We start from the raw sequence: 23,498 nt of genomic DNA on the forward strand, positions 1-23,498 counted from the left end.
CTCAGCCTTCCCCCCGGTGCGGGGGAGGGCGGCCCGCGCATGCGGGTCGGGAGAGGGGGGGGTGGGCTTTCGCCTCGGCCCGACTCTTGCTGCAAACGGCACCATCAAAAATACGCCGAGGATCCTGCCATGAACGCGCACGTCCAGGCGCCGCCCGCTCCCGTGAAGACCACCTGCCCCTATTGCGGTGTCGGCTGCGGCGTGCTTGCCACGCCGGACGGGCAGGGCGGCGCGGACATTGCCGGCGACACCGGACACCCGGCGAATTTCGGCCGCCTCTGCTCCAAGGGCTCGGCGCTCGGCGAGACGCTCTCCCTCGACAATCGCCTGCTGTACCCGCAGGTGGACGGCATCCGCGCGAGCTGGGAATCCGCCCTCGGCACGGTCGCGGGATCTTTGCGCAGGATCGCCGAGCAGCACGGGCCGGATTCGATCGCGTTCTATCTCTCGGGCCAGCTGCTCACGGAAGATTACTACGTCGCCAACAAGCTCGCGAAGGGTTTCCTCGGCACCCCGCACGTCGACACCAACTCGCGCCTTTGCATGTCGAGCGCGGTGGCGGCCCACCGGCGCGCCTTCGGCTCGGACACCGTGCCGGGCTGCTACGAGGACCTCGACGAGGCCGACCTCATCGTCCTGGTCGGCTCGAACACCGCCTGGTGCCACCCGATCCTGTTCCGCCGCATGGTGGATGCCCGCGCCAAGCGCGGCACCAAGCTGGTGGTGATCGACCCCCGCCGCACCCAGACGGGCGAGGAGGCCGACCTCTTCCTCGGGCTGAAGCCCGGCACCGACACGGCGCTGTTTTCCGGCCTGCTGGTCCATCTCGCCAGCACCGGCTCCCTCGATTACCGCTTCGTCCTCGACCATACGACGGGCCTCGACGGCACCCTGGAGCGGGCGCGCGCCATCGCGCCGACGGTGGCCGCCACTGCGGCCGCCACCGGCCTGTCCGAGACCGACGTAGCGCGCTTCTTCGAGCTGTTCGCCCGCACGAAGCGGGTCGTCACCGCCTTCTCGCAGGGGGTGAACCAGTCGGCGCAGGGCACCGACAAGGGCAACGCGATCATCAACTGCCATCTCGCCACCGGCCGCATCGGCCTGCCCGGCGCCGGCCCGTTCTCCCTCACCGGCCAGCCCAATGCCATGGGCGGGCGCGAGGTCGGGGGCCTCGCCAACATGCTGGCCGCCCACATGCACTTCACCCCCGAGGAGGTGGACCGGGTCCGCCGCTTCTGGTCGGCCCCCAACATCATCACGGGCGAGGGCATGAAGGCGGTCGCCCTGTTCGAGGCGATCGAGCGCGGCAAGATCAAGGCCCTGTGGGTGATGGGCACCAACCCCATCGTGTCGATGCCGCGCGCCGACCTCATCCGCGAAAGCCTGAAGTCCCTCGACCTCTACGTCGTCTCGGAAGCGGTGGCCGACAGCGACAGCGCACGGGCGACGGGGAAGAAGACCGTGCTGCTGCCCGCCCTCGCCTGGGGCGAGAAGGACGGTACGGTGACGAATTCGGAGCGTCGGATTTCGCGCCAGCGCAGCTTCCTGAAAGCCCCCGGCGAGGCTCGGGCCGATTGGCAGATCGTCTGCGACGTCGCCAAGCGCCTCGGCCACGCGCAGGCCTTCGCCTATTCGGGGGCCGCGGCGATCTTCCGCGAGCATGCCAGCCTTTCGGCCTTCGAGAACAACGGCAGCCGGGATTTCGACATCGGAGCCCTGAGCGACCTGGCCGATACCGCCTATGCGGCCGCGTCGCCGCTGCAATGGCCGCTGCCGAAGCGCGGCAAGGCCCGCGCCCGACTCTTCGCCGACGGCCAGTTCTACACCTTCGACAAGCGCGCCCGGTTCGTCGCCGTTCAGCCCCCGGCCCTCGCACAGGCGGTGAGCGAAGATTACCCCCTCGTCCTCAACACCGGCCGCGTGCGCGATCACTGGCATACCATGACCCGCACGGGGAAGAGCCAGCGCCTCTCGGCCCATCGCTCGCTGCCCTTCGTGGAGATCCACCCCGACGATGCCGTGCCACTCGGGCTGAGGGAGGGCGACCTCGCCCGGATCGCCACGCCGCACGGCACCGTGACCCTGGAGACGATGATCACCGACGCCGTGCGGTCGGGCAACCTGTTCGCGACCTTCCACTGGAGCGCCGCCACCGCCTCGGATGCCCGCGTCGGCGCCCTGGTACGGGGCATTCCCGATCCGGTCTCCGGCCAGCCGGAACTGAAGGCGACACCGGCCGGCATCGCGCTGGTGCCCTACCGCAACCGCGGCTTCCTGCTGACCCGCGGGGAGCAGGCGCTGCCCGAGGGCTGGTGGTGGGCCCGAGCCACGATTGCGGGCGGCTCGGGGTTGCAATTCGCCACGCAGGAAAGTTCGCGCGCCGTGGCGCTGATGATGCGGGGCCTGTTCCAGGGCCACGAGCTCGCCGAATATGCCGACCATGCGCGCGGGCGCTACCGCTGCGCCGTCTACGAGGCCGGGCGCCTCGTCGCCTGCCTCGCCCTCGCGCCCGCCGAGGCCCGTCCGAGTTGGGAGGAGGCCAAGGCCCTTTTCGCGGAGACCGAACCGGACCCTGCCGCCCGACGCTCCCTCCTGTCGGGACGCGCCGAGACCGCCTCGGCCGGCCCGACCGTCTGTGCCTGTCACGGCGTCGGGCTCGACGTCATCGCCGGGGTCATCGCGGCGGGGGCGGGCACCGTGGAGGCCGTGGGCGCAGCCTGCAAGGCCGGCACGAATTGCGGCTCGTGCATCCCCGAGATCCGCAAGCTGCTGCCCGAGGCGCTTGCGCGCAACGCCGCATAGGCTCACTTTCGGCCGAATCGACACCCATCTCCGAGCCTCATGAGCACGCCCCGTATTCCCCGTGAAACCCGGCCCGCCGGTAATGAATCGACTCGCGGCGGCAGCCCTGCCGGCCTGGAGCCGCTTGCGGTGCTGCCGGTCTTCGTGCCGCTTCAGGGCAAGCGGGCCGTGCTGGCCGGCTCGAACGGGGGTGCGCCCTGGAAGGTGAAGCTGCTCGCCGCCGCCGGGGCCCACGTGGACGTCTATGCGCCGGAGCCGAGCGACGAGCTGCGCGCCGTGCCAGGCGAGATCGTCGCGGGCTCCGTGACCCTGCATGAGCGCCCATGGCATCCGGACGACCTCGCTGGGTCCGCTTTCTGCATCGGCGCCATGGAGGACGAGGCGGACTGTGTCGCCTTCGTCACCGCCGCCCGGAAGACCGGCGCCATCGTCAACGCAGTCGACCGGCCACATCTCTGCGACGTGAAGTTCGGCGCCATCGTCAACCGCTCGCCCATGGTGGTGGGCATCTCCACGGAGGGTGCCGCCCCGGTCTTCGGCCAGACTGTGCGCGCTCGGATCGAGGGCATGCTGCCGCGCGGGTTCAAGGCCTGGATCGGCGCCGCCCGCGACTGGCGCGAGGAGGTGACGAGCCGCTTCCATGGCTTCTCGGACCGCCGCGCTTTCTGGGAGCGCTTTACCGATCGCGCCTTCGCGGAGCCCGATCGCACGCCGACCGCAACCGATCTCGCCGAGTTGCTGGGCGAGACCGAGGCCGCGCCGAAGGGTGGCGCGGTAACCCTGGTGGGCGCCGGACCCGGCGATGCTGAACTCCTCACCCTCAAGGCGCTGCGCGCGCTGCGCAACGCCGACGTGATCCTCTACGACGATCTCGTGGCGCCTGAGATCCTCGACTATGCCCGCCGCGAGGCCCGCACCATGCTGGTGGGCAAGACCGGGCATGGCCCCTCCTGCCGCCAGGACGACATCAACGCGCTGATGGTGCAGTTGGCCAAATCCGGCAAACAGGTGGTACGCCTGAAATCCGGCGACCCTCTGGTGTTCGGGCGGGCCGGCGAAGAGATCGATGCCTGCCGCGCCGCCGGCATTCCCGTCAGCGTGGTGCCGGGCATCTCGGCCGCGCAGGGGGCCGCGGCTTCCCTCTGCGTCTCGCTGACGAACCGCGACGCGGCGCGGCGCCTGCAATACGTCACCGGACACGACCGGCGCGGGGCGCTGCCCGAGGATCTGAACTGGGGTGCACTCGCCGATCCGAGCGTCACCACCGTAGTCTACATGCCGAAGAAGACGCTGGGTGTCCTGCTGGAGCGGGCGATCGCCGAGGGGCTCGCACCGACGACCCCGGCCCTCCTCGTCTTCAACGCCACCCGTCCGAACCAGCAGGTGGTGGAAGCCAGCGCGGCCGACCTCGCCGACCGGGTCGAGGCCTCGGGCCATGAAGGGCCAGCCCTGCTCATGGTTGGCGAGGCCCTGCGGCGGATGGGTGCGGCGGCAGCGATCGCCGCGATCGAACCGGGCAAGCTCGCGATCTGAGGACAGGCAGTCCGCAAGCCAGCGGTCCGAATGTCCGGCGACGGTTTGGTAGATTGCCCGGGGGCGGCGCCTGTGGTCTGAAGCCGCCATCTCCCTCGACTGCAAGGCCGTCCCATGCGTCGCACGCTCCTGCCCCTCCTCGCCTTCGTGGTCGGCCTCGTAGGGCTCTGCGTCGCTGCCTTCGTGGTCTTGGCGCCGCGGACCCAGGAGGCCGGGACGAGCAGCGTCGGCGGCCCCTTCACCCTGACCAACCAGGACGGGCAGCGCGTCACCGAGCGTGACTATGCGGGCCGGACGCACCTCGTGTTCTTCGGCTTCACCCACTGTCCGGACGTGTGCCCGACGACGCTGCAGCAGATCGGCGACGTGCTCCAGGCCCTCGGGCCGAAGGGGAAGGACACTCGCGCCCTGTTCATCGCCGTCGACCCCGAGCGCGATACCCCGGAGGCCTTGAAGACCTACCTGGCGAGCTTCGATCCGCGCATCGTCGGCCTGACCGGCTTGCCCGAGGAGGTGAACGCGGCGGTGAAGGCCTACCGGGCCTATGTCCGCAAGGTGCCGACCAAGGATGGCGACTACACCATGGAGCACACCGCCCTCGTCTACGTGATGAATGGCCAGAACCGCTTCCTTAACGCCCTCAATCTCGCCCGCCCACCCCAGGAGGCAGCGGCCGAACTCGCCAAGATGCTGTGAGCGCCTTGGCCTCACGCTGACGCGGAACGGCGCACGCGCCGGCCTTCTCTCTCTGCCCCGGAGCGACCATGACCGTCCTGTCGGCCTTCCCGATCACCCCCTCGAACGCCGATGGCCAAGTCGACCTCGGTGCCCTGCGGACCATCCTGCAGCCCCTGGTGGAGGCGGGCGTCGGCTCGATCGGCCTTCTCGGCAGCACCGGCACCTATCCCTTCCTGGCGCGCCACCAGCGCCGCCGGGCCGTGGAGGCTGCCGTCGAGGCGGTGGCGGGCCGGGTGCCGCTCCTCGTCGGGGTCGGCGCCCTGCGCACCGACGAGGCGGTGCGGATGGCCCAGGACGCGAAGGGTGCCGGAGCCCAGGCCGGCCTCCTCGCGGCCATGTCCTATACGCCCCTGACCGAGGACGAGGTCTTCGAGCATTGTGCGACCGTGGCGCGGGATTCCGGCCTGCCGCTCTGCCTCTACGACAATCCGGGTACCACCCATTTCCGGTTCACCCCGGAACTCGTCGGCCGCCTCGCCCGTGTTCCGGGCATCGTCGCGGTGAAGAGCCCGTCCCCCGAGCCGGAAGCCGCGGCGGAACACGTTCGGGTGCTGCGCGCCGCGGTGCCGGCCGAATTCACCCTCGGTTACAGCGGCGACTGGAACGCGGTCGAGGCGCTGCTGGCGGGCGGCGAGGCCTGGTACAGCGTCTTTGCCGGACTGTTCCCGAGGTCCGCTCTGGCGATCACCCGCGCGGTCGAGGTCGGGGATGCGGCCGAGGCGCGACGCCTCAACGCCCGGCTGGCACCGCTCTGGGAGCTGTTCCGGACGTTTTCGAGCCTGCGGGTCGCTTATGCCTGTGCCAATCCTCTCGGACTCTGCCGAGCGGAGCCGCCGCGCCCGATCCTCCCCGTGACCGAGGAGGTCCGGCGGCGGATCGCGGACACGCTGGCGACCCTCGAGCTGAGCTGACCGCGCTCCTCTTCAACGCGGATGCAGGGCACCGGAGCGGGAGGTGCGGGCGAGGCCGTGCTCGGTCTTGTTCCAGCGATTCGGCGCGCGGATGAGTTCGATCAGGCCCGCCCAGGCGGCGAGGCTGACGAGCAGGAAGTACACCGGCATCCAGGGCACGACCGCCAGGAGGTCGAACCACTCGCGTCGGACGCAGCCGAGGGCGGCGGGCAGCAGCATGGCCAGCAATCCGGCGATGAACAGCGTCACCGACGCCCCGGCGGGAAGGTTCGCCCAGAAGCCGCCGGGCGCCGGGAATCCGCTCCATACGAAGAGCGCGAAGTCGTAGGCCGCCCGGCCCATGAGGAACGGATAGACCAGACCGGAGATCACGGTTCCGGGAACCAGCGCGATGGCGCCGAGCGTACCGAGGATGCCGAGCTGGCGGGCCGTGTCGCGCGGCGCCCGCGCATGGGTGAGGCTGGTCTGCAGGAAGCCCTTCATCCAGCGGGTGCGCTGGTGCAGCCAGGGCCGGAATGCCCGAGGCGCCTCCTCCAGCGTATCGCTGGGCAGGTCCGCCACGTGGTAGCCCGCCCGGGCGAGGCGGATTCCGAGATCGGCATCCTCGGTGACGTTCCACGCATCCCAGCCGTGCAGGCTTCGGAGAATGTCGGTCCGGAAATGGGTCGAGGTGCCTCCGAGCGGAATCGGAATGCACCAGGAGGCGAGGGCGGGAATCAGGACGTCGAACAGCGCCGCATACTCGATGGCGAAGCACTGGGTGAGGCGGCCGTCATCCATGTTGTCGATGACGAGGCGGCCCTGCAGGCAGGCGACCTTGTGGGACGCCTGGGCGAAGCGGGCCGCCGCGGCGCGGAGCTGATTCGGATCGGGAACATCCTCGGCGTCGTAGACCACCAGGCAGGCTCCGCGCGCCAGCGGTAGGGCGGCGTTGAGGGCACGCGGCTTGGTGCGGGGCAGTCCCCCCGGCACCCGAATGATCTCGAACCGGGCCGGCAGCGCGGCCGCCGCCAGGGCGTCGCCGGTCTCCGTGTCGTCGGCCTCGATCACGAGCTTGATGTCGAGCTTCGCCACCGGATAGTCGAACCGCGCCAGGGCTGCGATGAGGCGCGGCACAACCCGCGCTTCGCGATGGAGCGCCACCAGCACGGTGTAGACCGGCAATGCCGTATCCGGCAGCCGCGCCTCGGGGACCGGATCGGGCTCGACGGCAGCGGCGGCGATGCGGAACGTCACCATGACGAGAAAGCCGAGCTGCACCACGGTCCAGGTGCCGATCAGGATCGCGCCGGGGATGAACTCGGCTCCGAGATACGCCGCCCCGAACATCAGCCCCACGAGGGCGAGGCGCGGCCCCTGCGTCCCGGACTCGAAGGCCCAGTCGGGGCGATGCCGCTGGAGGCTGTCGGCGGCGTAGGTCGCGATCCCGGTGGGGTTGGCGGCAAAGACCGCATCGCGCAGGGCACGCGGCGTCGTGATGGCATAGCCTTCGCCGTCGGCGGTGCCATCGCATAGGAGCGCCGCGATGGCGGGTCCGCGCGGCGCGCGCACGAAGGCTGCCGGCCCTGGCCACGCCAGGGGGGCGAGGCCAGCCACGAGGCTGTCGGGATAGCAGGTCCCATCCCCGAGCCGCAGGAGGTCGCCGACGAGGAACGGAACGCCGAGGGCCAGGGCGAGCCGGCGGTAATAGGTCTCTTCGCCGATCAGGTCCGCGTGGATCAGCGCGGTGGCGGCGTCGGTGCCGCAGGCCCGAGCCAGGGCGGCGGCCTCGGCCAGGCGTTCCGGGTCAAATCCCTGCCGGGCCAGGAACGCGATCTCCGGCGGAAGCGCAGCATTCCCGCCGCCGGGAGCGCTGAAGCCGAGCAGCGACACCACGCGCGACCTCCCGAGAGCCCGAGGATGTGCTAGGGAGACGCGGTGAGCCAGACCGCATCCACGCACAACTCGTGCGCCACATTTACAACTTCCGCGCGCGATGACCGGAAGGCAAGGCGTCGGCGGAGCCGAGTCACTGCTTTCATCCTGGGTGCAGCGCTGATCTGCGGCGGGAACGCCCCGACCGCACGAGCCGACGGCGTCTCGATCCCGAACTTCTGGAACCCGCGCTCACGCCAGGAACGGATGGAATCACAGCCGGGTACGCGCACGGTCCGCTTCCTCACCGACGACGACTTCCCGCCGCTGCATTTCGCCGGACCGGACGGCTCTCCCACCGGCTTCGTCGTGGAACTCGCCCGGGCCGTCTGCGAGCGGCTCGCGATGTCCTGCACGGTCCAGGCCCGCCGCTTCGACACCCTCCTCGACGCCCTGGCCGACCGGCAGGGGGACGTCGTCGCCGCCGCGATCCCACTGACTCCGACCCTGCGCGCGCGCTTCCTTGCCACCCGTCCGTACTTCCGCTGGCCGGCCCGCTTCGTCGCGCGCACCGACAAGGGCCTGCCGGTTCCCTCCGCCGCGGCCCTGGCCGAGAAGAGCGTCGGCGTGGTCGGCGGCAGCGCACACGCGGCCTACCTGACGGCCTTTTTCCCCAAGGCGGCCGCGAAGCCCTTCACCGACCTCGCCACCGCCGAGGCGGCTCTGCGTCGGGGCGAGGTCGACTACGTTTTCGCCGACGGGCTCAACCTCGCCCTCTGGATCGGCGGCGTCGAAGCCGCGGGCTGCTGCGCCTTCCTAGGCGGCGACTACCTCGAGAACCGCTATTTCGGTGAGGGCATCGGCCTCGTCACCCGCTCCGACGACCCCGTCCTGTCCCGGGCGCTGGACGACGCGCTGCAGCGACTGTGGGACGAAGGCAAGTATGCGGAGCTGTATCTGCGGTTCTTCCCGGTGAGCCCGTTTTAGAGAGGGGTGGACCTCCCACCCCCAACGTCTTTCTCGGACGCTGCGCGAATTCGGGTCGGATCATTCCTCGATAGCCAACCCGCGTCCTTGAGATGAATCACGGCGGAGCGGGCGACGGGGGCAACAACACCGTTTGAGAGATGCAGTCGCATCGCCCGTGAGGTGCCCTCGATGGACACGACGGCGTCACGTGCCACCCACCACGAACGGTGAATCCGCAACCCGGGGATGTCGACACTCTCCATGGCGCGGGTCAGCGGCATCAGGACCAGATCCGAACCCTGAGGCGTGTGGACGCGGACATAATGATCCTCCATCTGCAAGGCCAGAACGTTGCCCGCCAGGAGGCGGCGGGGCGGAGCAACGATGGACGGATCCCCTGGAGAAGTGGTCTCGGATGGCCCGATACGGCGCCGATATGCGCGTTCGGCTATCCCCATCGCGATCAGCCCGAATGTGCTGACCTGTGCGAACCATAGGGACCAGGGCAGTTCCAGCATCTTCAGGTCGGGCCATAACCAGAATGCCAACGCGCGGGTGATCGCTGTTTCTGCAATGCCGGCGAGCAACGTCACGATGAGGAGAACGGGCCATCTGTAGCGACGCTCCGGCGGCGCAAGGAGCCCGACAGCCGCAAAGGCCGCGCCGTAGAGAACAAAGCCGATCAGCATCGCTGCGATCCAATAGGCAGCCCGCGCGATCAATCCAGGGTTGAGATAAGTACCAAAGGGACCGAACACGGCGAGCAGGGCACCCGCACCGGCAGCGACGCCAACACCCTTCAGCAGCCGTGCGTGCGGCAGGCTCATCGCGCCGAGAAAGACGGGACCAGTCATGAGAACCTCCAGCCCGATGCAGTCGCGGACCAAAGCCTGGACGCCCATCGGCGAACCCGCTGGCCTACTCGCGAAAACCGGCTTTGAGGACCGATCCTGACATCGTCACGGTGCGGTGCCCATACCGGAGTCCAACGATGCCACTGCACTTCATCCTGACTGCCCTCCTCGCCACCACCTCACTGCACTTTGCCCTGGCGGCCCTGATCGCCGGCGCCACCTTGATATCCTCCGCCCGCGCCCAGGGGACTGGAGCCGGCTTTGAACGTCAGGTCTCTAGCGACGGCGTCGAGATTGGCATCTGGTATCCTGCGGCCGGCCGGGACTCGCCCCATCGGCTCGGCCTCTTCACCCACGAGGTGGTCCAGGGAAGCTCCCCACTCCCGGGTCCTTATCCGATGATCGTCATGTCGCACGGAACGGGAGGTGACTTCACGGGTCACGCCGACACCGCGGTGGCGCTGGCACGTGCCGGCTTCATCGTTGCAGCCCTCACGCATCCCGGCGACAACTGGCGGGATAACAGTCGCGCCACGCACATCGAAGAACGCCCAAGGGCACTCAGCCGCCTGATTACCTATATGCTCGCGGACTGGCCGGGCCATGCCGGCATCGATCCCGAAAGGATCGGTGCATTCGGCTTTTCCTCAGGCGGGTTCACGGTTCTGGCCGCTGTCGGCGGTCGCCCCGATCTCACGCGCTTGACGGAGCATTGCGCAGCCCATCCCACCTTCTTCGACTGCAACCTGGTTAAGGCTCAACCGCACGTCTCAATCGGGGCATGGCCCGACATGCGGGATCCGAGGATCAAGGCAATTGTGATTGCGGCACCGGCATTGGGTTTTACCTTCGATCGCGCAGGTGCCGCCGCAATCCGGATTCCCGTGCAGCTGTGGCGAGCGGACGACGATACAGTTCTGCCGCCACGCATTTACGCGGATGCGGTGCGCGCCGCACTGCCCATTCCGCCTGAGTTTCACGCTGTCCCGGGCGCTGGCCACTTCGATTTTCTGGCGCCTTGCACCGTCCCCTCCGTGATGCCGATGATCTGCAGCAGCCAGCCCGGCTTCGATCGAGCCGCATTCCACCGCGCATTCAACACGAACGTGGTTCGATTCTTTCGGCGGAGCATCGGCATCGATGCAAGGAGCGCCCCTTAGCGCCAGATTCTGATCGAGCGGGATCGTTTCCTGTTCCAGGCAGCATAGGCCTCCAGGACATCGAAGAACGCTGACGAGACCCGTCACTCCCATTGTGCATTCCTGCGGGCAGGACCGGCGGTCAGATCACCACGATTGTCTTCGACACCCCCTATCGAGGCTGCAAGCCGGGATTCAGTGTGGTCAGGATGCCGATCGCCGCGAAGGCCGATTGCAATACTCTTCGCGCCTCGTCCGTGAGCCTCAGTCGCGCAGCCTCCCCGCCCCGGCCGCGACGCCGAGGAGGAGGACGGCTACCGCGAGGAAAGCCCAGGTCAGGCTGGTGGCGTGGGCCAGGATTCCGATGGCGGCCGGGCCGGCGAGCACGCCGGCATAGCCCAGGGTGGTCACAGCGGGAATCGCCAGGGCGGCGGGCATCGAGGCTTGCCGTCCGGCGGCGGTGAACAGCACCGGCACGATGTTGGCGCACCCCGCCCCCACCAGGGCATAGCCCAGGAGCGTCACCGGCCAGAGCGGCACGGTCGTCACCAGGACGAGCCCGGCGGCTGCCAGCAGGGCGCCCAGGACCACGATGCGGCGGCGGCCGAGCCGGTGCACGAGACCGTCGCCGGTGAGCCGGCAGAGGGTCATGGTCAACGAGAAGGCCGCGTAGCCGAGGCCGGCCTGGGCTGGCGCAAGGCCCCGCTCCTGGATCAGGAAGATGCCGCTCCAGTCCAAGGCCGACCCCTCCGTGAGGAAGACCACAGAGCACAGGAGGCCGATCACCAGCACCGGGCCGCGCGGCACCGCGAAGGCCGGGCCGCGTGATCCGCCTTCGCTGGGCAGAAGTCCCGGCAGGGCGGCAAGGAAGGCGACCGCGATGCCGGCGACCACCGCCAGTGTCGCGGCCGGCGGTGTCAGGCCGAGGCTCAGGAGGGCGCTGAAGCCGGCGGCGCCCACGATGCAGCCGAGGCTGTAGAGCCCGTGGAAGCCCGACATCATCGGCCGCCCGGCGCGGCGCTCCACCACCACCGCTTGAAGATTCATCAGGCAATCGAGCAGGCCGAGCCCGATCCCGAGCCCAATCAAGGCGACGGCGAGGACCGCGAGATCGGTGGCGCGGGACAACGCCAACAGCGCCGAACCGGTGGTGACGACGGCGAGCGTCAGAACCGGGCGGACACCGAAGCTTTGTGCGAGAGCGCCCGCCATCGGCATCGTGGCGAGGGAGCCGATGCCGAGACAGAGGAGAAGCAGCCCAAGGGTCGCGTCGTCCAGGCCGGCCCCGGCCTTCACGAGGGGGACCAGAGGCGCCCAGGCCGCAACCCCGAACCCCACGATGAGGAACAGCAGGCGCGTGGCACGAATTTCGGGGGCGCCGTTCATCCGCATATGCGGACGGGCGATCGCGGATCGGGGGTTCGACGTCATGAAGCCTTGGGGGCTGGGCAGCCTGAGCGCATCGTGATGCGAGACGACGTTTCGCAGGTCGACGCGGCAAAGGTGTGAAGCCGACCCGCCGTCGAGACGGAGCCAGGATCGCCAAGATCGTTAGGCTCGTTAGGCTCGGCTACCGACGCAGATCCGCGACCAAGACCTGAATCGCCCTGTGTCCGCCCGCGACGCGCGACATAGATGCGGCGAGGCTGAGTCGGAGCGAAAGCGCCGGCCTCGGCGCGACCAGAACCCTGCGCGTCGCGAGACCACTCCGCGTTGACCCTCCGGGTCACCCTCCCTACGGTGCCGACCTTCCTGATCATCCTTGCAGAACTGACGCTGTCTCATGTCGTCCCCGTTCCACCTCGACCCGGATCTCATCGCGGCGGCGGCCACCGCCGCCGCCTGGCCCTTCGAGGAGGCGCGCAAGCTCGTGGCGCGGCTGGAGCGTCGTCCGAAATCCGAAATCCTGTTCGAGACCGGCTACGGGCCGTCGGGCCTGCCGCATATCGGCACCTTCGGCGAGGTGGCACGGACCTCCATGGTCCGGCACGCCTTTCGGGTGCTCACCCAGGACAGCGTACCGACGCGGCTGATCGCGTTTTCGGACGACATGGACGGCCTTCGCAAAGTGCCGGACAACGTGCCGAACAAGGAGATGCTGATCGGCGCCCTGAATCAGCCGCTGACCCGCGTGCCCGATCCGTTCGGCACCCATGACAGCTTCGGCGCACACAACAACGCCGAGTTGCGCCGCTTCCTCGACGCCTTCGGCTTCGACTATGAATTCCGCTCGGCGACCGAATGCTACAAGGCCGGTCTGTTCGATGCGGCGTTGATGACGGTGCTGGAGCGCTACGAGGCCGTGATGGCGATCATGTTGCCGTCGCTGCGGGCCGAACGCTCAGCGAGCTACTCCCCGTTCCTGCCCATCCACCCGGTGACGGGCGAGGTGATGCAGGTGGCCATCGACGAAGTGCGGGTGAACGCAGGCACCCTGGTGTGGCGTGACCCGAAGACGGGCGAGGCCTACGAGACCCCGGTGACCGGCGGGCATGCCAAGCTGCAGTGGAAGCCCGACTGGGCCATGCGCTGGGTGGCGCTCGGCATCGACTACGAGATGGCCGGCAAGGACCTCATCGATTCGGTGAAGCTTTCAGGCGAGATCGCCCGAGCGCTGGGCGGCGAACCGCCGGAGGGCTTCAACTACGAGCTTTTCCTCGACAAAGACGGCAAGAAAATCTCGAAGTCGAAGGGCAACGGCCTCTCGATCGACGACTGGCTGGTCTACGGCACCGCCGACAGCCTTGCACTGTTCATGTACAACAAGCCCCGCGAGGCCAAGCGTCTGTTCGTGGAGATGATCCCACGTCAGGTCGACGACTACCTCGGCTTCCTCGAAAAGTATCCGGCCCAGGAGGCGGCCCAGAAGCTCGGCAACCCGGTTTGGCACCTGCATGGCGGCCATCCGCCAGCGGCCGAGGCCGTGGGCAAGGGCGGCGCCCTGAACTTCGCCATGCTGCTGAACCTCGCGGCGGTGGCCAACACCGAGGATCCGGCCGTGCTCTGGGGCTTCATCCGCCGCTACGACCCGGAGGTGGGCCCCGAGACCCACCCGGTGCTGAACCGACTCGTCGGCCATGCGCTCGCGTATTTCCGGGATCTGGTGCGACCGGCCAAGACCTACCGGGCCGCGACGGACGCGGAACGGGCCGCCCTGGAGGACCTCTCCGAGACGCTGGCCGCACATGCGGGTTCGGGTGATCCGGAGGGGCTGCAGGGGGTGGTCTACGAGGTCGGCCGCCGACATTTCCCCGACCTGTCGGGCAAGGCCAAGAGCCCGGATGGGCGCCCCGGCGTATCGCAGGCTTGGTTCAGCACGATCTATAACGTGCTGTTCGGAGAGGCACGCGGCCCACGCTTTGGCTCGTTCATCGCCCTCTACGGCGTCGCCGAGACCCGGGCGTTGATCGCCACGGCGCTGACAGGAGCCTTCCTGCCCGAAGCACCGGCGGCTTGATGAACCGCCTTGCGCCGGCGCCCCCGGGCGCCTGCGCAGGATAATGTGTGGGGCATGACGTGCGCTTTCGCACAATTGTGCTTGTCTCCGCGGCATCCGGAGGATAAACCGCCATCGCCTGGACAGAAAAAAGGCCGCCCCGGTGAGGGAGCGGCCCGAAGTCTAGGGAGGAAACGCCCAAGAAGGGCACACCGCGGCGACGCCATCGCCGCGGTGCATGGCCACCAAATGCCATCCCGCACCGCACCATGCAATTGTCTCCTTGAGGGAGCGGCTATGCGTGCAGTGCATGAAATCCGCATCCCTTCCGCTAGCGGGTCGCTACAGGGCCAATGTCCGACCGGCCGAGCTGGCTCAAGCTCATGGCCCAGACCCGTTCCTGCAACGCCACGTCCCGGCCCCGGGCGGAGGTCGCCACCGATTGGCTGCGAACGAAGTAGAGCCCCGTCGTGTCCGCCGTCTCCGGTGCCGTCGCGACATGGATGGACGTCGCAGCTCCTGAAACCGGATCGGCCATGAAAGGCCGGATCAGGCGCCAGCCGAGGCCGAACCAGCCGCCGGTCCCCGCGGCGAACCCGCTGGCGATGACGCCGGGATGCAGGGCGTTGCTGGTGACACCGGTCCCGGCCAGACGGCGCGCGAGGGCGGCACTGAACAGCACATTGCCGAGCTTGGCTTGGGAATAGACCGTGATAGGGCTGTAGCCTTGGGTATGGCCGATGTCATCGAAGGCGATGCGACCGCGCCGATGCGCCGCCGAGGCGACATTGACGATGCGGGCCGGCGCACTGACCTTCAGAAGATCCAGAAGTTCGAGGCTGAGCTGCATGTAGGCGAGATGATCGAGCGCCCAGGTGCGCTCGATGCCATCTTCTGTCACGGCGTAGCGGTCGAAGATCGCACCGGCATTGTTCACGAGCACGTCGAGGCGCGGGTATCTTACCCGGACCTCCGCTGCGAGGCGACGGATTTCGGATTGGGACGAGAGGTCGGCCGTGAAGCCGTCGACCTCTCCACGCGATACCTCTTCGCGAAACCGCTTGATGGTCTCACGGACGCGCCCGGCGTCCCGGCCGACGATGCCGACCCGGTACCCAGCCCGGGCGAGGCCGAGCGCCGTTTCGGTGCCGATGCCGGAGGTGGCACCGGTGACGAGAGCGATCCGGTCCGGCATCGGCGCGTACGGACTAGAACACCGCCTGCCCGATGGCGAAGGCGACGATCACGATGATGATGGCCACCACCAGGAACAGACCGAACAGGATGCGGGCCAGGGAGCCGGCGCCCGAGGCAATGCCAGTGAAGCCGAGACCACCCGCGAGCAGGGAGATCACGAAACAGATGAGGGCCCATTTCAAAAGGGTCATGCGCAATACTCCAGCTCGCGAAACCGAGCGATAACCGCCCTGAGCCGCAAGCGTTCCGCCCAAGCTCGGCTGTTTTACGACGGCATCGGAGATGCGGGCGCGCTCGGGCGCCCCTCCGTGCCGTGCCGCTCGAGAAGGATGTGCGCCAGGGCGTGGTAGAGCCCCTCGCGGCAGACTGCCTTCGAGACCGCGTCGGCGATCAGAGCCGCCACCATGAGGGGGATCATCAGGGTATGGTCCTGGGTCATCTCGGTGACGATGACGAAGGCGGTGATCGGCGCCTGCAGAGCCCCGGTGAGGTAGGCGACCATGCCGATCAGGACGAGGGCAGCCACCGGCACCCCCGGGAACCACCCCTGGAAGGCGGCGCCGAGGCCGGCCCCGATGCTGAGGGAGGGGGCGAACAGCCCGCCGGGTATACCGCTGATCGCCGAGAACAGGGTCGCCAGGAACTTCAGCGGGGCGAAATCGACGTGGCTCGCCGCGGTGCCGTGCAGGAGGGCGCGGGCCTCCTCGTAGCCGGTGCCGTAGACCGCGCCGCCCGAGATGAGGCCGCACAGGGCGACTCCGAGGCCGCAGGCCGCCGCGAAGGCGATCGGGTGTCTGGCGATGGCCGCCCCGAGGCGTCCCGGCAGGCCGCGCGCGAACAGGATGACGATGCGGGCGAACCCACCGCCGGCAAGGCCGCCGAGAGCGCCGATCACCGGGATGGCGATCCAGCCCGGACCGAAGGGCAGGGCGGCGTCGGAGGTGCCGAAGTAGGTGTAGTTGCCGGTGAGCGCCATGGCGGTCAGCCCCGCCGCTACGATGGCGGCGACGATGAGTCCGCCGGTGCGCGCCTCGTAAGCCCGGCCGAGTTCCTCGATGCCGAAGACGATGCCAGCGAGCGGCGTGTTGAAGGCAGCCGCGACGCCGGCCGCGCCACCCGCCAGGATCAGGCCCGGAACCCGCTCAGGCGTCAGGTGACCGGCCGCCGCCATGATCGCGGCCCCGACCTGCACCGTCGGGCCCTCGCGCCCGGTAGAGGCACCGAACAGCAGCCCGAGGCTCATCACCACGATCTTGCCGATCGCGACCTTGAGCGAGACGAGGGAGCGGCGCAGGGCGACCTGCCGGGTCTGGCGCGCAGCGATCACCTGCGGGATGCCCGACCCCTGCGCGTTCGGAAACACGTCGCGGGCGAGCCAGGCACAGAGCGCGAAGCCGAGCGGGGTGAGGCCGAGGGCCACCAGCGGCGAGAGCGCCAGCACCTGCCGAAAGTCTCCCTGGGCCGCATCGGCCAGCCAGGCCATGAGCACCGCCGCCAGCCCGACGCCGACGCCGCCGGCAAGGAACAGCAGTCGATGGCGCCACACCCCGAAGGCGTCCTGCGTCGCGCCACGCAACCGCTGCATCCCGGGCAGGAGTTTGGCAGGCAGGAGTTTGGCAGGCAGGACCTTGGCAGGCAGGACCTTTCCGCGAATGAGTTTGGCGCGCAGGAGCTTTGCGCGCCGGGGGGTCGGAATTCGGAGCATTCGGTCCCGGAAGTGAAACGAGGACGGACGGCGAGGCTCAGGACGAGCCCTTGGCGCGGCGAGCGGAGCGCTCAGGCAAGGGCCGTACCTTCGCGTGCCCGTCCTTTCCCTCCGCCTCCGCCCGACAGAGGGCCTCGACGGTCTTGAGATACGCCTTGGCGTCGAACTTCCGAAGAGAATTCTCGCTCTGGTATCGCACGGTCCCGAAGATCTTGCGGCGGGCCCAGGGCCGATCGTGCAGGCCGTAGACCCAGGCGACGTTGGTGAAGGAATTCGCGTCGCGGCCGTCGAGGAAGTAGCGGTTGTTGAGTCGCAATGTGCGGGCGAAGCCCTCCTCGGGTGAGGGCGACCATTCGAGGATCTTCTTGCCCCAATACATGCGCAGATGGTTGTGCATGTAGCCGGTCTCGCGCATCTCGGCCTGAGCCGCATTCCAGTAGACGTCGTGCGTTTTGCCCTCGGCGAGTTCCGTCTCGGTATAGGTCCTGGGACGCGGGTCGGCCGCGTGCTCGGCCAGCACTTTCCGGGCCCATTCGGGGACGGCGCGGGCATAGTCGTCGTAGCCCTCCGTATGATGGACGTGATTCATCGCCAGTTCGCGACGGACCACGACCTCCTCGACATAGGCCGTCTTGTCCTCTCGGCCGCCGGTCTTCGCCGCGCGCACCGCCAGCACGATCTCGACGGGTGAGATCTGCCCAAAATGCAGGTAGGGGCTCATGTGCGAGGCCGCCCCGGCTTCCGGGCGGTTGCGGTCGCTTCCGTACTGCGCGAACGGGCCGTCGAGATAGGCCACGAGCCGCCGGCGGGCCTCGGTCTCGCCACCGGTGAAGCGGCGCACCGGACCCACCACGCGGTCGAGGCTCATGCTCGCCAGCACCGCGTCGGGATCGGCGATGTCGACCTCGGAACGGGGCAGACCCGCCCCGGCCCGGTGCTTCACCGTGCGGGCAGCGAGGGGCGCCACGTAGTCGTCGAGATGCTTGTGCAGCTTCGGGCGCAAGGTGCGGGCCGCGTATTCGTGCTTGCTCGAGACGACGTCCACGGGGACGACCACGTCACCCTCCACCTGTACGACTCGGGTCTCGACGACGGCGGCGATCTCGTCGTACCAGCGCTTCTGGATGGCGAGATAACCCCGGTCCAAAACCAGAACGGCCGCTTGCTTTGCGAGGTCGATGGCGATCGCGGCGGGCGAGGCCTTGCGCAGGCAGAAGCCGATGCCGCGCGCCTCGAGGCCCAAGGCCGCATCGGCGAGACCCTGGAGCAGGAAGGCGTAGTGCCGGGCATTGGCCTCGGGAAACCCATTGGCGCCGTCGAGCAGCCCGAAGCAGGCGAGCACGGGAAGACCGAGGCGGTTCCCCTCCTCGACGGCCCATTCCAGAGCCGGGTTGTGGTGGGCGCGGTTTGCCTGTTGCAGCAGATAGAGCACGTAGCGCCCGTCGCCGCGGGGCTCGACATCGTTGAGAATTCGAACCCGTCCCGCCTGTATCGCCATCGGCCGACACCCATTTCCGAATCACGCTGAAAGATCGAGCGCCAGGTCCATCCGGCGCCGAAGGCATAAAGGCCCACCCGCGCGAAGGGCCGCACTACGGAGAAGAACAGACGGAACGACGAAAGCTGAATTCGAACAGCCCGCTACCGCGTATTCACTTCAGATCGCACCCGATCCAGGAAGCGAGCATTTGCGGCTGCTCAGATGCGACATTTTGGATACAGAAATGGAGCAACCGATCGCACCCCGCGAAAAGAGACACGAGTGCTGCCCTATTCACCTTGCAATTCTCCACAGGAGGATCAGATTGTGCATCGCGGGAACGCGATGGCGTCGCGGTCCCGCTGCCCTCCTTGGGCGTTTCCTCCCTAGACTTCGGGCCGCTCTTCGGAGCGGCCTTTTTTCTGTCGCGCGCCCGTCACCCACGGGCGCGCGCCCGGATCATGAAGTTGTCGTAGGTGTATTCCGCCACCTGGAACCAGAGATATTCCTCGTTCCGGAACACCTTCATCGCCTCGTAGATCCGCTTGAAGTCGGCATTCTTGGCGCCGATGTCGCCATAGACGTCGTTGGCGGCCTTCAGGGCTGCCTCCATCACGTCCTGGGGGAAGGGACGCAACTGTGCGCCGCCGGCCACGAGGCGACGCAGGGCCCGCGGATTGCGCGCGTCGTACTTCGCCTGCACGTCGGCATAGACCTGGGCGGAGGCAGCCTGCAGGATGGCGCGGTACGCTTTCGGCAGTCCCTTCCACGCCTCGGCGTTGAACCAGAGGTGAAGCATCGACGCCCCTTCCCAGAAACCGGGATAATGGTAGGTCGGGGCCACCTTCTGCAGTCCGAGCTTCTCGTCATCGTAGGGCCCGATCCACTCGGCTGCATCGATCGTTTTGGCTTCCAGGGCGGCGTAGAGGTCCGACCCCGGCGTGGTCTGGGGCACGACACCGAGCTTGGCCAATACTTGGCCGCCAAGCCCGCCGATCCGCAGCTTCAGCCCCTGGAGGTCCGCCAGCGTCTTCACCTCGCGGCGGAACCATCCGCCCATCTGCGCACCGGTGTTGCCCGCCGGCAGGGCCACCAGACCGTGCTTGGCGAAGATCTCGCCGAACAGGTCGGCGGCTCCGCCCTGGAGCCACCAGGCGCCCTGGCCGCGCGCGTTGAGGCCGAAGGGCAGGGCGGTGGCGAGGGCGAAGGTCGGGTCCTTGGACGCCCCCAGGGCCGCCGACGCGTAGCCCATCTCGACCGTACCCGCGCTCACCGCGTCGAGGACCCCTTCGGCAGGTACGGGCTCGCCGGGCCCCGAGGGTTGGATCTGGAAGCGCCCGTCGGTGGCCTCGCCGACGAGCCGGGCCAGCATTTCCGTCGCACCGAACAGGATATCGAGATTCTTCGGAAACGCGCAGGCGAGACGCCAGCGCAGTTCCGGCACAGCCTCGGCGCGCGCAGGCGCCCCCAGGAGGGATGCCGCGCCGCCAAGCCCTGCGGAGAGAAGAGCACGGCGCCCGGTGGAGGGACCTGCGGAGGATGGAGGCATGACGTCTCGCTGAAAGTTCTCGAATCGTCCCGTCGCGGCGCGTCCAGGCCGATCGATGGCCTGAAGATTCGCCGTTCACGAACCGATGAAAGGCCGGAAACGATCCCGAAACGTCAGAATGTCAGTTCCCGCCGACCCGAATGGCATCCTCACAGGGACGTTTCGACGCCATCAATCACGCCAGCGGACACGAGTTGATGTCCGTGAACACTATTTGGCGTACGTGAAGGTGCCGTCGTTCCAGACGTAGAGGACGTATCCCTGGGCGGTGACGTCGCCCTTGCTGTCGAAACCGACCGAACCGAGGACGAGGTCGAAGCGCTCCACGTGCAGGGTGGCGGCGATCCGCTTCGAGTCGGTCGTGTGGGCAAAATTGCCGGCCGCCACGAGGGCCTGCAGCGCGGCGTAGCCATAGATCGTCGATCCCTCGGGCTCGACACCTTCGGCCTTGAAGGCCGCGACCACGGCAGCGGCCTCGGGCTTCCGGCGCGGGTCGAGATAGAAGGTCATCAGCACGCCGTTGCTCGCTGGCCCCGCGATGGTGGCGAATTCCTGAGTGGCGATGGCGGAAGTCCCGAACCATTGCGGCTTGAAGCCACGCTCGGCCGAAATCCGCACGAGACGCCCCATCTCGCGGGCATCCCCGCCGTAATACGCGACAGCGATCCCGGCCTCTTTCAGGCGATCGGCGAGGGCGGCATCATCGGCATCGCCCGCCGCGAAGGCAGTGGCGATAGCCTCGTTGATGCCGATGCGATTGAGGTTTTCCTTGGTGGCGGCGGCGAGGTTGCGCGAGCCGGGCGTCAGGTCGTTGAGAATGGCGATCTTCTTGTCGCGGAACCGCTCGGCGAGGACGGTGGCCGAGAGCTTGGCCTGATCGTCATCGCGCCCGCACACGCGGAAGATCGTCGGCAGACCCCGGTCGGTGAGCTTGGCGGCGACGGAGGCCGCGGTGATCATCAGCGTGCCGTTGGCGGCATAGACCTCGGAGGCGGCAAGCGACGCGTTCGAACAGACGTGGCCGACCACGAGGCGCACCCCCTGGGTGGCGTAGTGGTTGGCCACCGCCACGGCCTTGTTGGAGTCGCAGGCATCGTCCTGCACGTCGAGAACGATGGTCTGGCCATCAAGGCCGCCCTTGGCGTTGGCATCGCGGGCCGCGGCCTGGACACCGCGCAGGACCTGTTCGCCGACCGCAACGTAGGCGCCGGAGCGCGGAACGGCGACGCCAATGACCACGTCGGCCCGGGCCGGGGTGGCTCCGACCATCGAGCCGGCGCCGAGGAACAGGCTGCCAGCCAAGCCGCCCGCAAGCCCGAAGCGCCGGGCCGCGCGTCTGAACCTCATCCCGCCCCGTCTCACGCCTCGGTCGACCTCGCTGAAAGATAGAGGCGGATCGGCCTGCCGCCAAGGTTCGGCGTGCACCGGGTCCACGACCCGTTGCCTTCCGGCATCGAACCGGGCCTGTGCGACCCGTGCGCGATGCTGCACGAGAACGCAAGAGGGAGCTTCGGCGCGGGCGTCAGGCGGCGATGCCAGATGCCCGCAGCGCCACCTTACCGGGCCGTCGCGTAGAGGGAAGCGCCGGCCGAGACCGGAGCGGTGACGGTAGAGAAGACGGAGAGGACCTTCTGAACCTCGGTGAAGGGGGCGTTGGAGACGTAGACGAGATCGCGATTGCGCATGCGGAAGGCCTGGGTCAGGAACAGGCTGTTGGGGTCGCGCATGTTGATGNAGAAGGGCACACCGCGGCGACGCCATCCTTCTGGACCTCGGTGAAGGGGGCGTTGGAGACGTAGACGAGATCGCGATTGCGCATGCGGAAGGCCTGGGTCAGGAACAGGCTGTTGGGGTCGCGCATGTTGATGCGGTAGACCACCGGCACCAGGGGCGTGCCCAGCAGCGGGCTGCCCGGCTTGAGGCGGCGCACCACCGCGGCCGGCTCGAAGCGGAAGATGAAGGTGCCCGACGGGTCGGCCTGGAAGTCGGACAGGCCGCGCGCCTTGGCCAGGGCCTGGGCCAGGGTGATGCCCTCGGCCTGGAACGGGATCTCGGAGGCGTTGCCCAGCGCGCCCACCGCCAGGAAGGTCTGGGGGTCGCGCACCAGGGTCAGGGTGTCGCCCGGGCGCAGGAAGATGTTCTCGGCCGGGTTCGACACCACCGTGGTCAGCGGCACCGTGGCGGTCTGCGGTCCGCGCGAGAGGCGCACGAAGGTCTCGTTGACCGGCGCGCGCACCCCGCCGGCGGTGGCGACCACGTCGAGCAGGCGGTCGCCCTTGCCCGAGAGCGGCACGCGRGCGCCGGCCACGACCTCGCCCGTCACCGTCACGGTCTGCGACACCGCCTTGGTCACCGAGACCAGCACCTGGGGCTGGATCGCCTTRCCGGCCAGTTCGGTCTCGATCAGCGCCTGCACRTCCTGGGGCCGGCGCCCGGCCACCTGGATGCGCCCGGCATAGGGCACGCTGATGGCTCCGTCGCGCGGCACCACCTGCTCGGGGATGAGGGCCGACTTGGAGCCRGCCGAGAAGCGGTCGGCCACCAGSGGMCCKGAGAACAGGCCGCCCGAACCCGCTTCCCACACCGACACGGCCACGTAGTCGCCGACCCCGATCACGGGTTCGAGGGAGGGGCGYCGGTCGCCGAACGAGGCCAGCAGGCTGTCGAGGGCGCGTCCGCGCAGGGCCTCGATGGTGGCCGCCGACAGGTCGACGATCTCGTAGCGCGCGAAGGTCCCCTCGCTCGTGGCGATGTCGGCCCCGTCCACCACCGCACCCGTCGTCGGACCGGCNCTCGATGGTGGCCGCCGACAGGTCGACGATCTCGTAGCGCGCGAAGGTCCCCTCGCTCGTGGCGATGTCGGCCCCGTCCACCACCGCACCCGTCGTCGGACCGGCGGCCGGTAGCATCGACGAGCAGCCCGACACCGCCAGGGCAGTGCCCAGGGCGGTGCAGAGGGCCAGAGGCAGTGCGCGCATGCAGGATCGCCTGTCGGTTTCTCTCACAGGCTGCCTAGACCATCGCCGAGGTTCTGTCCGTGGCGGAGGGGTCACAGTCCAACGGCGAGCGCCCGGACCCAGCCTCTCATCCCCGCTACCCACGCCTATCCCAAACAAATCGTGCAACGAGTAACATTTGAAAGGACAAGGCAATATACGTTCTCACCTCAAGGCGCAGGATCGATTTGCGAAACCTGAATTCCTGGCCCATCGGACGCTATGGCATCGCCGTTTGACTATACGCCTTCAGGCCTAGCGGATGCGGTCGCAGGGCCGGTCAAGCGACGACATATCTTCTATGTCCCGGGATACGACCCGGAGGGCAGCAGCCG

Annotated in this window: 16 protein-coding genes and 1 pseudogene; 7 read left to right on the top strand and 10 right to left on the bottom strand. The window is 68.6% G+C overall.

Features of this window, described 5'->3' with window-relative positions; all coding sequences use genetic code 11:
• Positions 1 to 129: 129 nt before the first annotated feature.
• The 4 genes from ASF57_RS20695 (at position 130) to ASF57_RS20710 (ending at position 5,984) form a co-directional block, all read left to right on the top strand.
• Positions 130 to 2,802 carry a nitrate reductase gene (locus ASF57_RS20695; RefSeq protein WP_056486887.1) on the top strand — a complete coding sequence of 891 codons (2,673 nt, stop codon included), beginning with the start codon at positions 130 to 132 and terminating at the stop codon, positions 2,800 to 2,802.
• Between the two features lie 39 nt (positions 2,803 to 2,841).
• Positions 2,842 to 4,335 (top strand): siroheme synthase CysG, encoded by a 1,494-nt coding sequence (gene cysG / locus ASF57_RS20700; protein ID WP_056183195.1) that lies wholly within the window; start codon positions 2,842 to 2,844, stop codon positions 4,333 to 4,335.
• Positions 4,336 to 4,449: 114 nt separating this feature from the next.
• Positions 4,450 to 5,031, top strand: a complete 582-nt coding sequence (locus ASF57_RS20705; RefSeq protein WP_056486891.1) for an SCO family protein — start codon at positions 4,450 to 4,452, stop codon at positions 5,029 to 5,031.
• Between the two features lie 68 nt (positions 5,032 to 5,099).
• Positions 5,100 to 5,984, top strand: a complete 885-nt coding sequence (locus ASF57_RS20710) for a dihydrodipicolinate synthase family protein (RefSeq protein ID WP_056486894.1) — start codon at positions 5,100 to 5,102, stop codon at positions 5,982 to 5,984.
• A 12-nt stretch (positions 5,985 to 5,996) separates the two neighbouring features.
• On the opposite strand, the gene ASF57_RS20715 is transcribed toward ASF57_RS20710, so the two are convergent.
• On the bottom strand, positions 5,997 to 7,859 hold the full coding sequence (locus ASF57_RS20715) for a glycosyltransferase (RefSeq protein WP_244477050.1): 1,863 nt from the start codon (positions 7,857 to 7,859) through the stop codon (positions 5,997 to 5,999).
• Between the two features lie 144 nt (positions 7,860 to 8,003).
• Between ASF57_RS20715 and ASF57_RS20720 the strand changes: the two genes are divergently transcribed.
• Positions 8,004 to 8,825, top strand: a complete 822-nt coding sequence (locus ASF57_RS20720; RefSeq protein ID WP_056487476.1) for a transporter substrate-binding domain-containing protein — start codon at positions 8,004 to 8,006, stop codon at positions 8,823 to 8,825.
• On the opposite strand, the gene ASF57_RS20725 is transcribed toward ASF57_RS20720, so the two are convergent.
• Positions 8,822 to 9,661 (bottom strand): LytTR family DNA-binding domain-containing protein, encoded by an 840-nt coding sequence (locus ASF57_RS20725; RefSeq protein ID WP_200935906.1) that lies wholly within the window; start codon positions 9,659 to 9,661, stop codon positions 8,822 to 8,824. The two genes, ASF57_RS20720 and ASF57_RS20725, sit on opposite strands and share 4 nt — an antisense overlap.
• Before the next feature lie 137 nt (positions 9,662 to 9,798).
• Here ASF57_RS20725 and ASF57_RS20730 point away from each other — a divergent pair, with 137 nt between their 5' ends.
• Complete coding sequence (locus ASF57_RS20730; RefSeq protein ID WP_056486897.1) at positions 9,799 to 10,821, top strand: dienelactone hydrolase; 1,023 nt, start codon at positions 9,799 to 9,801, stop codon at positions 10,819 to 10,821.
• Between the two features lie 243 nt (positions 10,822 to 11,064).
• Here the strand turns inward: ASF57_RS20730 and ASF57_RS20735 are convergent, their stop codons facing one another.
• Positions 11,065 to 12,231 (bottom strand): MFS transporter, encoded by a 1,167-nt coding sequence (locus tag ASF57_RS20735; protein ID WP_056486900.1) that lies wholly within the window; start codon positions 12,229 to 12,231, stop codon positions 11,065 to 11,067.
• A gap of 352 nt (positions 12,232 to 12,583) precedes the next feature.
• On the opposite strand from ASF57_RS20735, the gene ASF57_RS20740 reads away from it, so the two are divergent.
• Positions 12,584 to 14,257 (top strand): lysine--tRNA ligase, encoded by a 1,674-nt coding sequence (locus tag ASF57_RS20740; protein WP_056486902.1) that lies wholly within the window; start codon positions 12,584 to 12,586, stop codon positions 14,255 to 14,257.
• A 310-nt stretch (positions 14,258 to 14,567) separates the two neighbouring features.
• Here the strand turns inward: ASF57_RS20740 and ASF57_RS20745 are convergent, their stop codons facing one another.
• From ASF57_RS20745 to ASF57_RS20775, 7 genes and pseudogenes are all read right to left on the bottom strand, one after another.
• Positions 14,568 to 15,431 (bottom strand): SDR family NAD(P)-dependent oxidoreductase, encoded by an 864-nt coding sequence (locus ASF57_RS20745; RefSeq protein WP_056486905.1) that lies wholly within the window; start codon positions 15,429 to 15,431, stop codon positions 14,568 to 14,570.
• Between the two features lie 13 nt (positions 15,432 to 15,444).
• Positions 15,445 to 15,624, bottom strand: a complete 180-nt coding sequence (locus ASF57_RS20750; RefSeq protein WP_056183226.1) for a DUF1328 domain-containing protein — start codon at positions 15,622 to 15,624, stop codon at positions 15,445 to 15,447.
• A gap of 74 nt (positions 15,625 to 15,698) precedes the next feature.
• Complete coding sequence (locus ASF57_RS20755) at positions 15,699 to 17,018, bottom strand: chloride channel protein (protein WP_056487479.1); 1,320 nt, start codon at positions 17,016 to 17,018, stop codon at positions 15,699 to 15,701.
• Positions 17,019 to 17,175: 157 nt separating this feature from the next.
• Positions 17,176 to 18,636 (bottom strand): deoxyribodipyrimidine photo-lyase, encoded by a 1,461-nt coding sequence (locus ASF57_RS20760; protein ID WP_082504244.1) that lies wholly within the window; start codon positions 18,634 to 18,636, stop codon positions 17,176 to 17,178.
• A gap of 418 nt (positions 18,637 to 19,054) precedes the next feature.
• The gene (locus ASF57_RS20765; protein WP_056486907.1) at positions 19,055 to 20,167 is read right to left on the bottom strand and encodes an ABC transporter substrate-binding protein; all 1,113 of its coding nucleotides are present in this window, start codon (positions 20,165 to 20,167) and stop codon (positions 19,055 to 19,057) included.
• A gap of 210 nt (positions 20,168 to 20,377) precedes the next feature.
• Positions 20,378 to 21,436 (bottom strand): branched-chain amino acid ABC transporter substrate-binding protein, encoded by a 1,059-nt coding sequence (locus ASF57_RS20770; RefSeq protein ID WP_244477060.1) that lies wholly within the window; start codon positions 21,434 to 21,436, stop codon positions 20,378 to 20,380.
• 466 nt (positions 21,437 to 21,902) lie between these two features.
• Positions 21,903 to 22,958, bottom strand: a pseudogene (locus ASF57_RS20775) (polysaccharide biosynthesis/export family protein); the annotation flags it as partial.
• Positions 22,959 to 23,498: the final 540 nt, after the last annotated feature.

Origin of the sequence: Methylobacterium sp. Leaf117 (assembly GCF_001422985.1) — a bacterium.
In the GTDB taxonomy this organism is placed as follows: Bacteria; Pseudomonadota; Alphaproteobacteria; order Rhizobiales; family Beijerinckiaceae; genus Methylobacterium.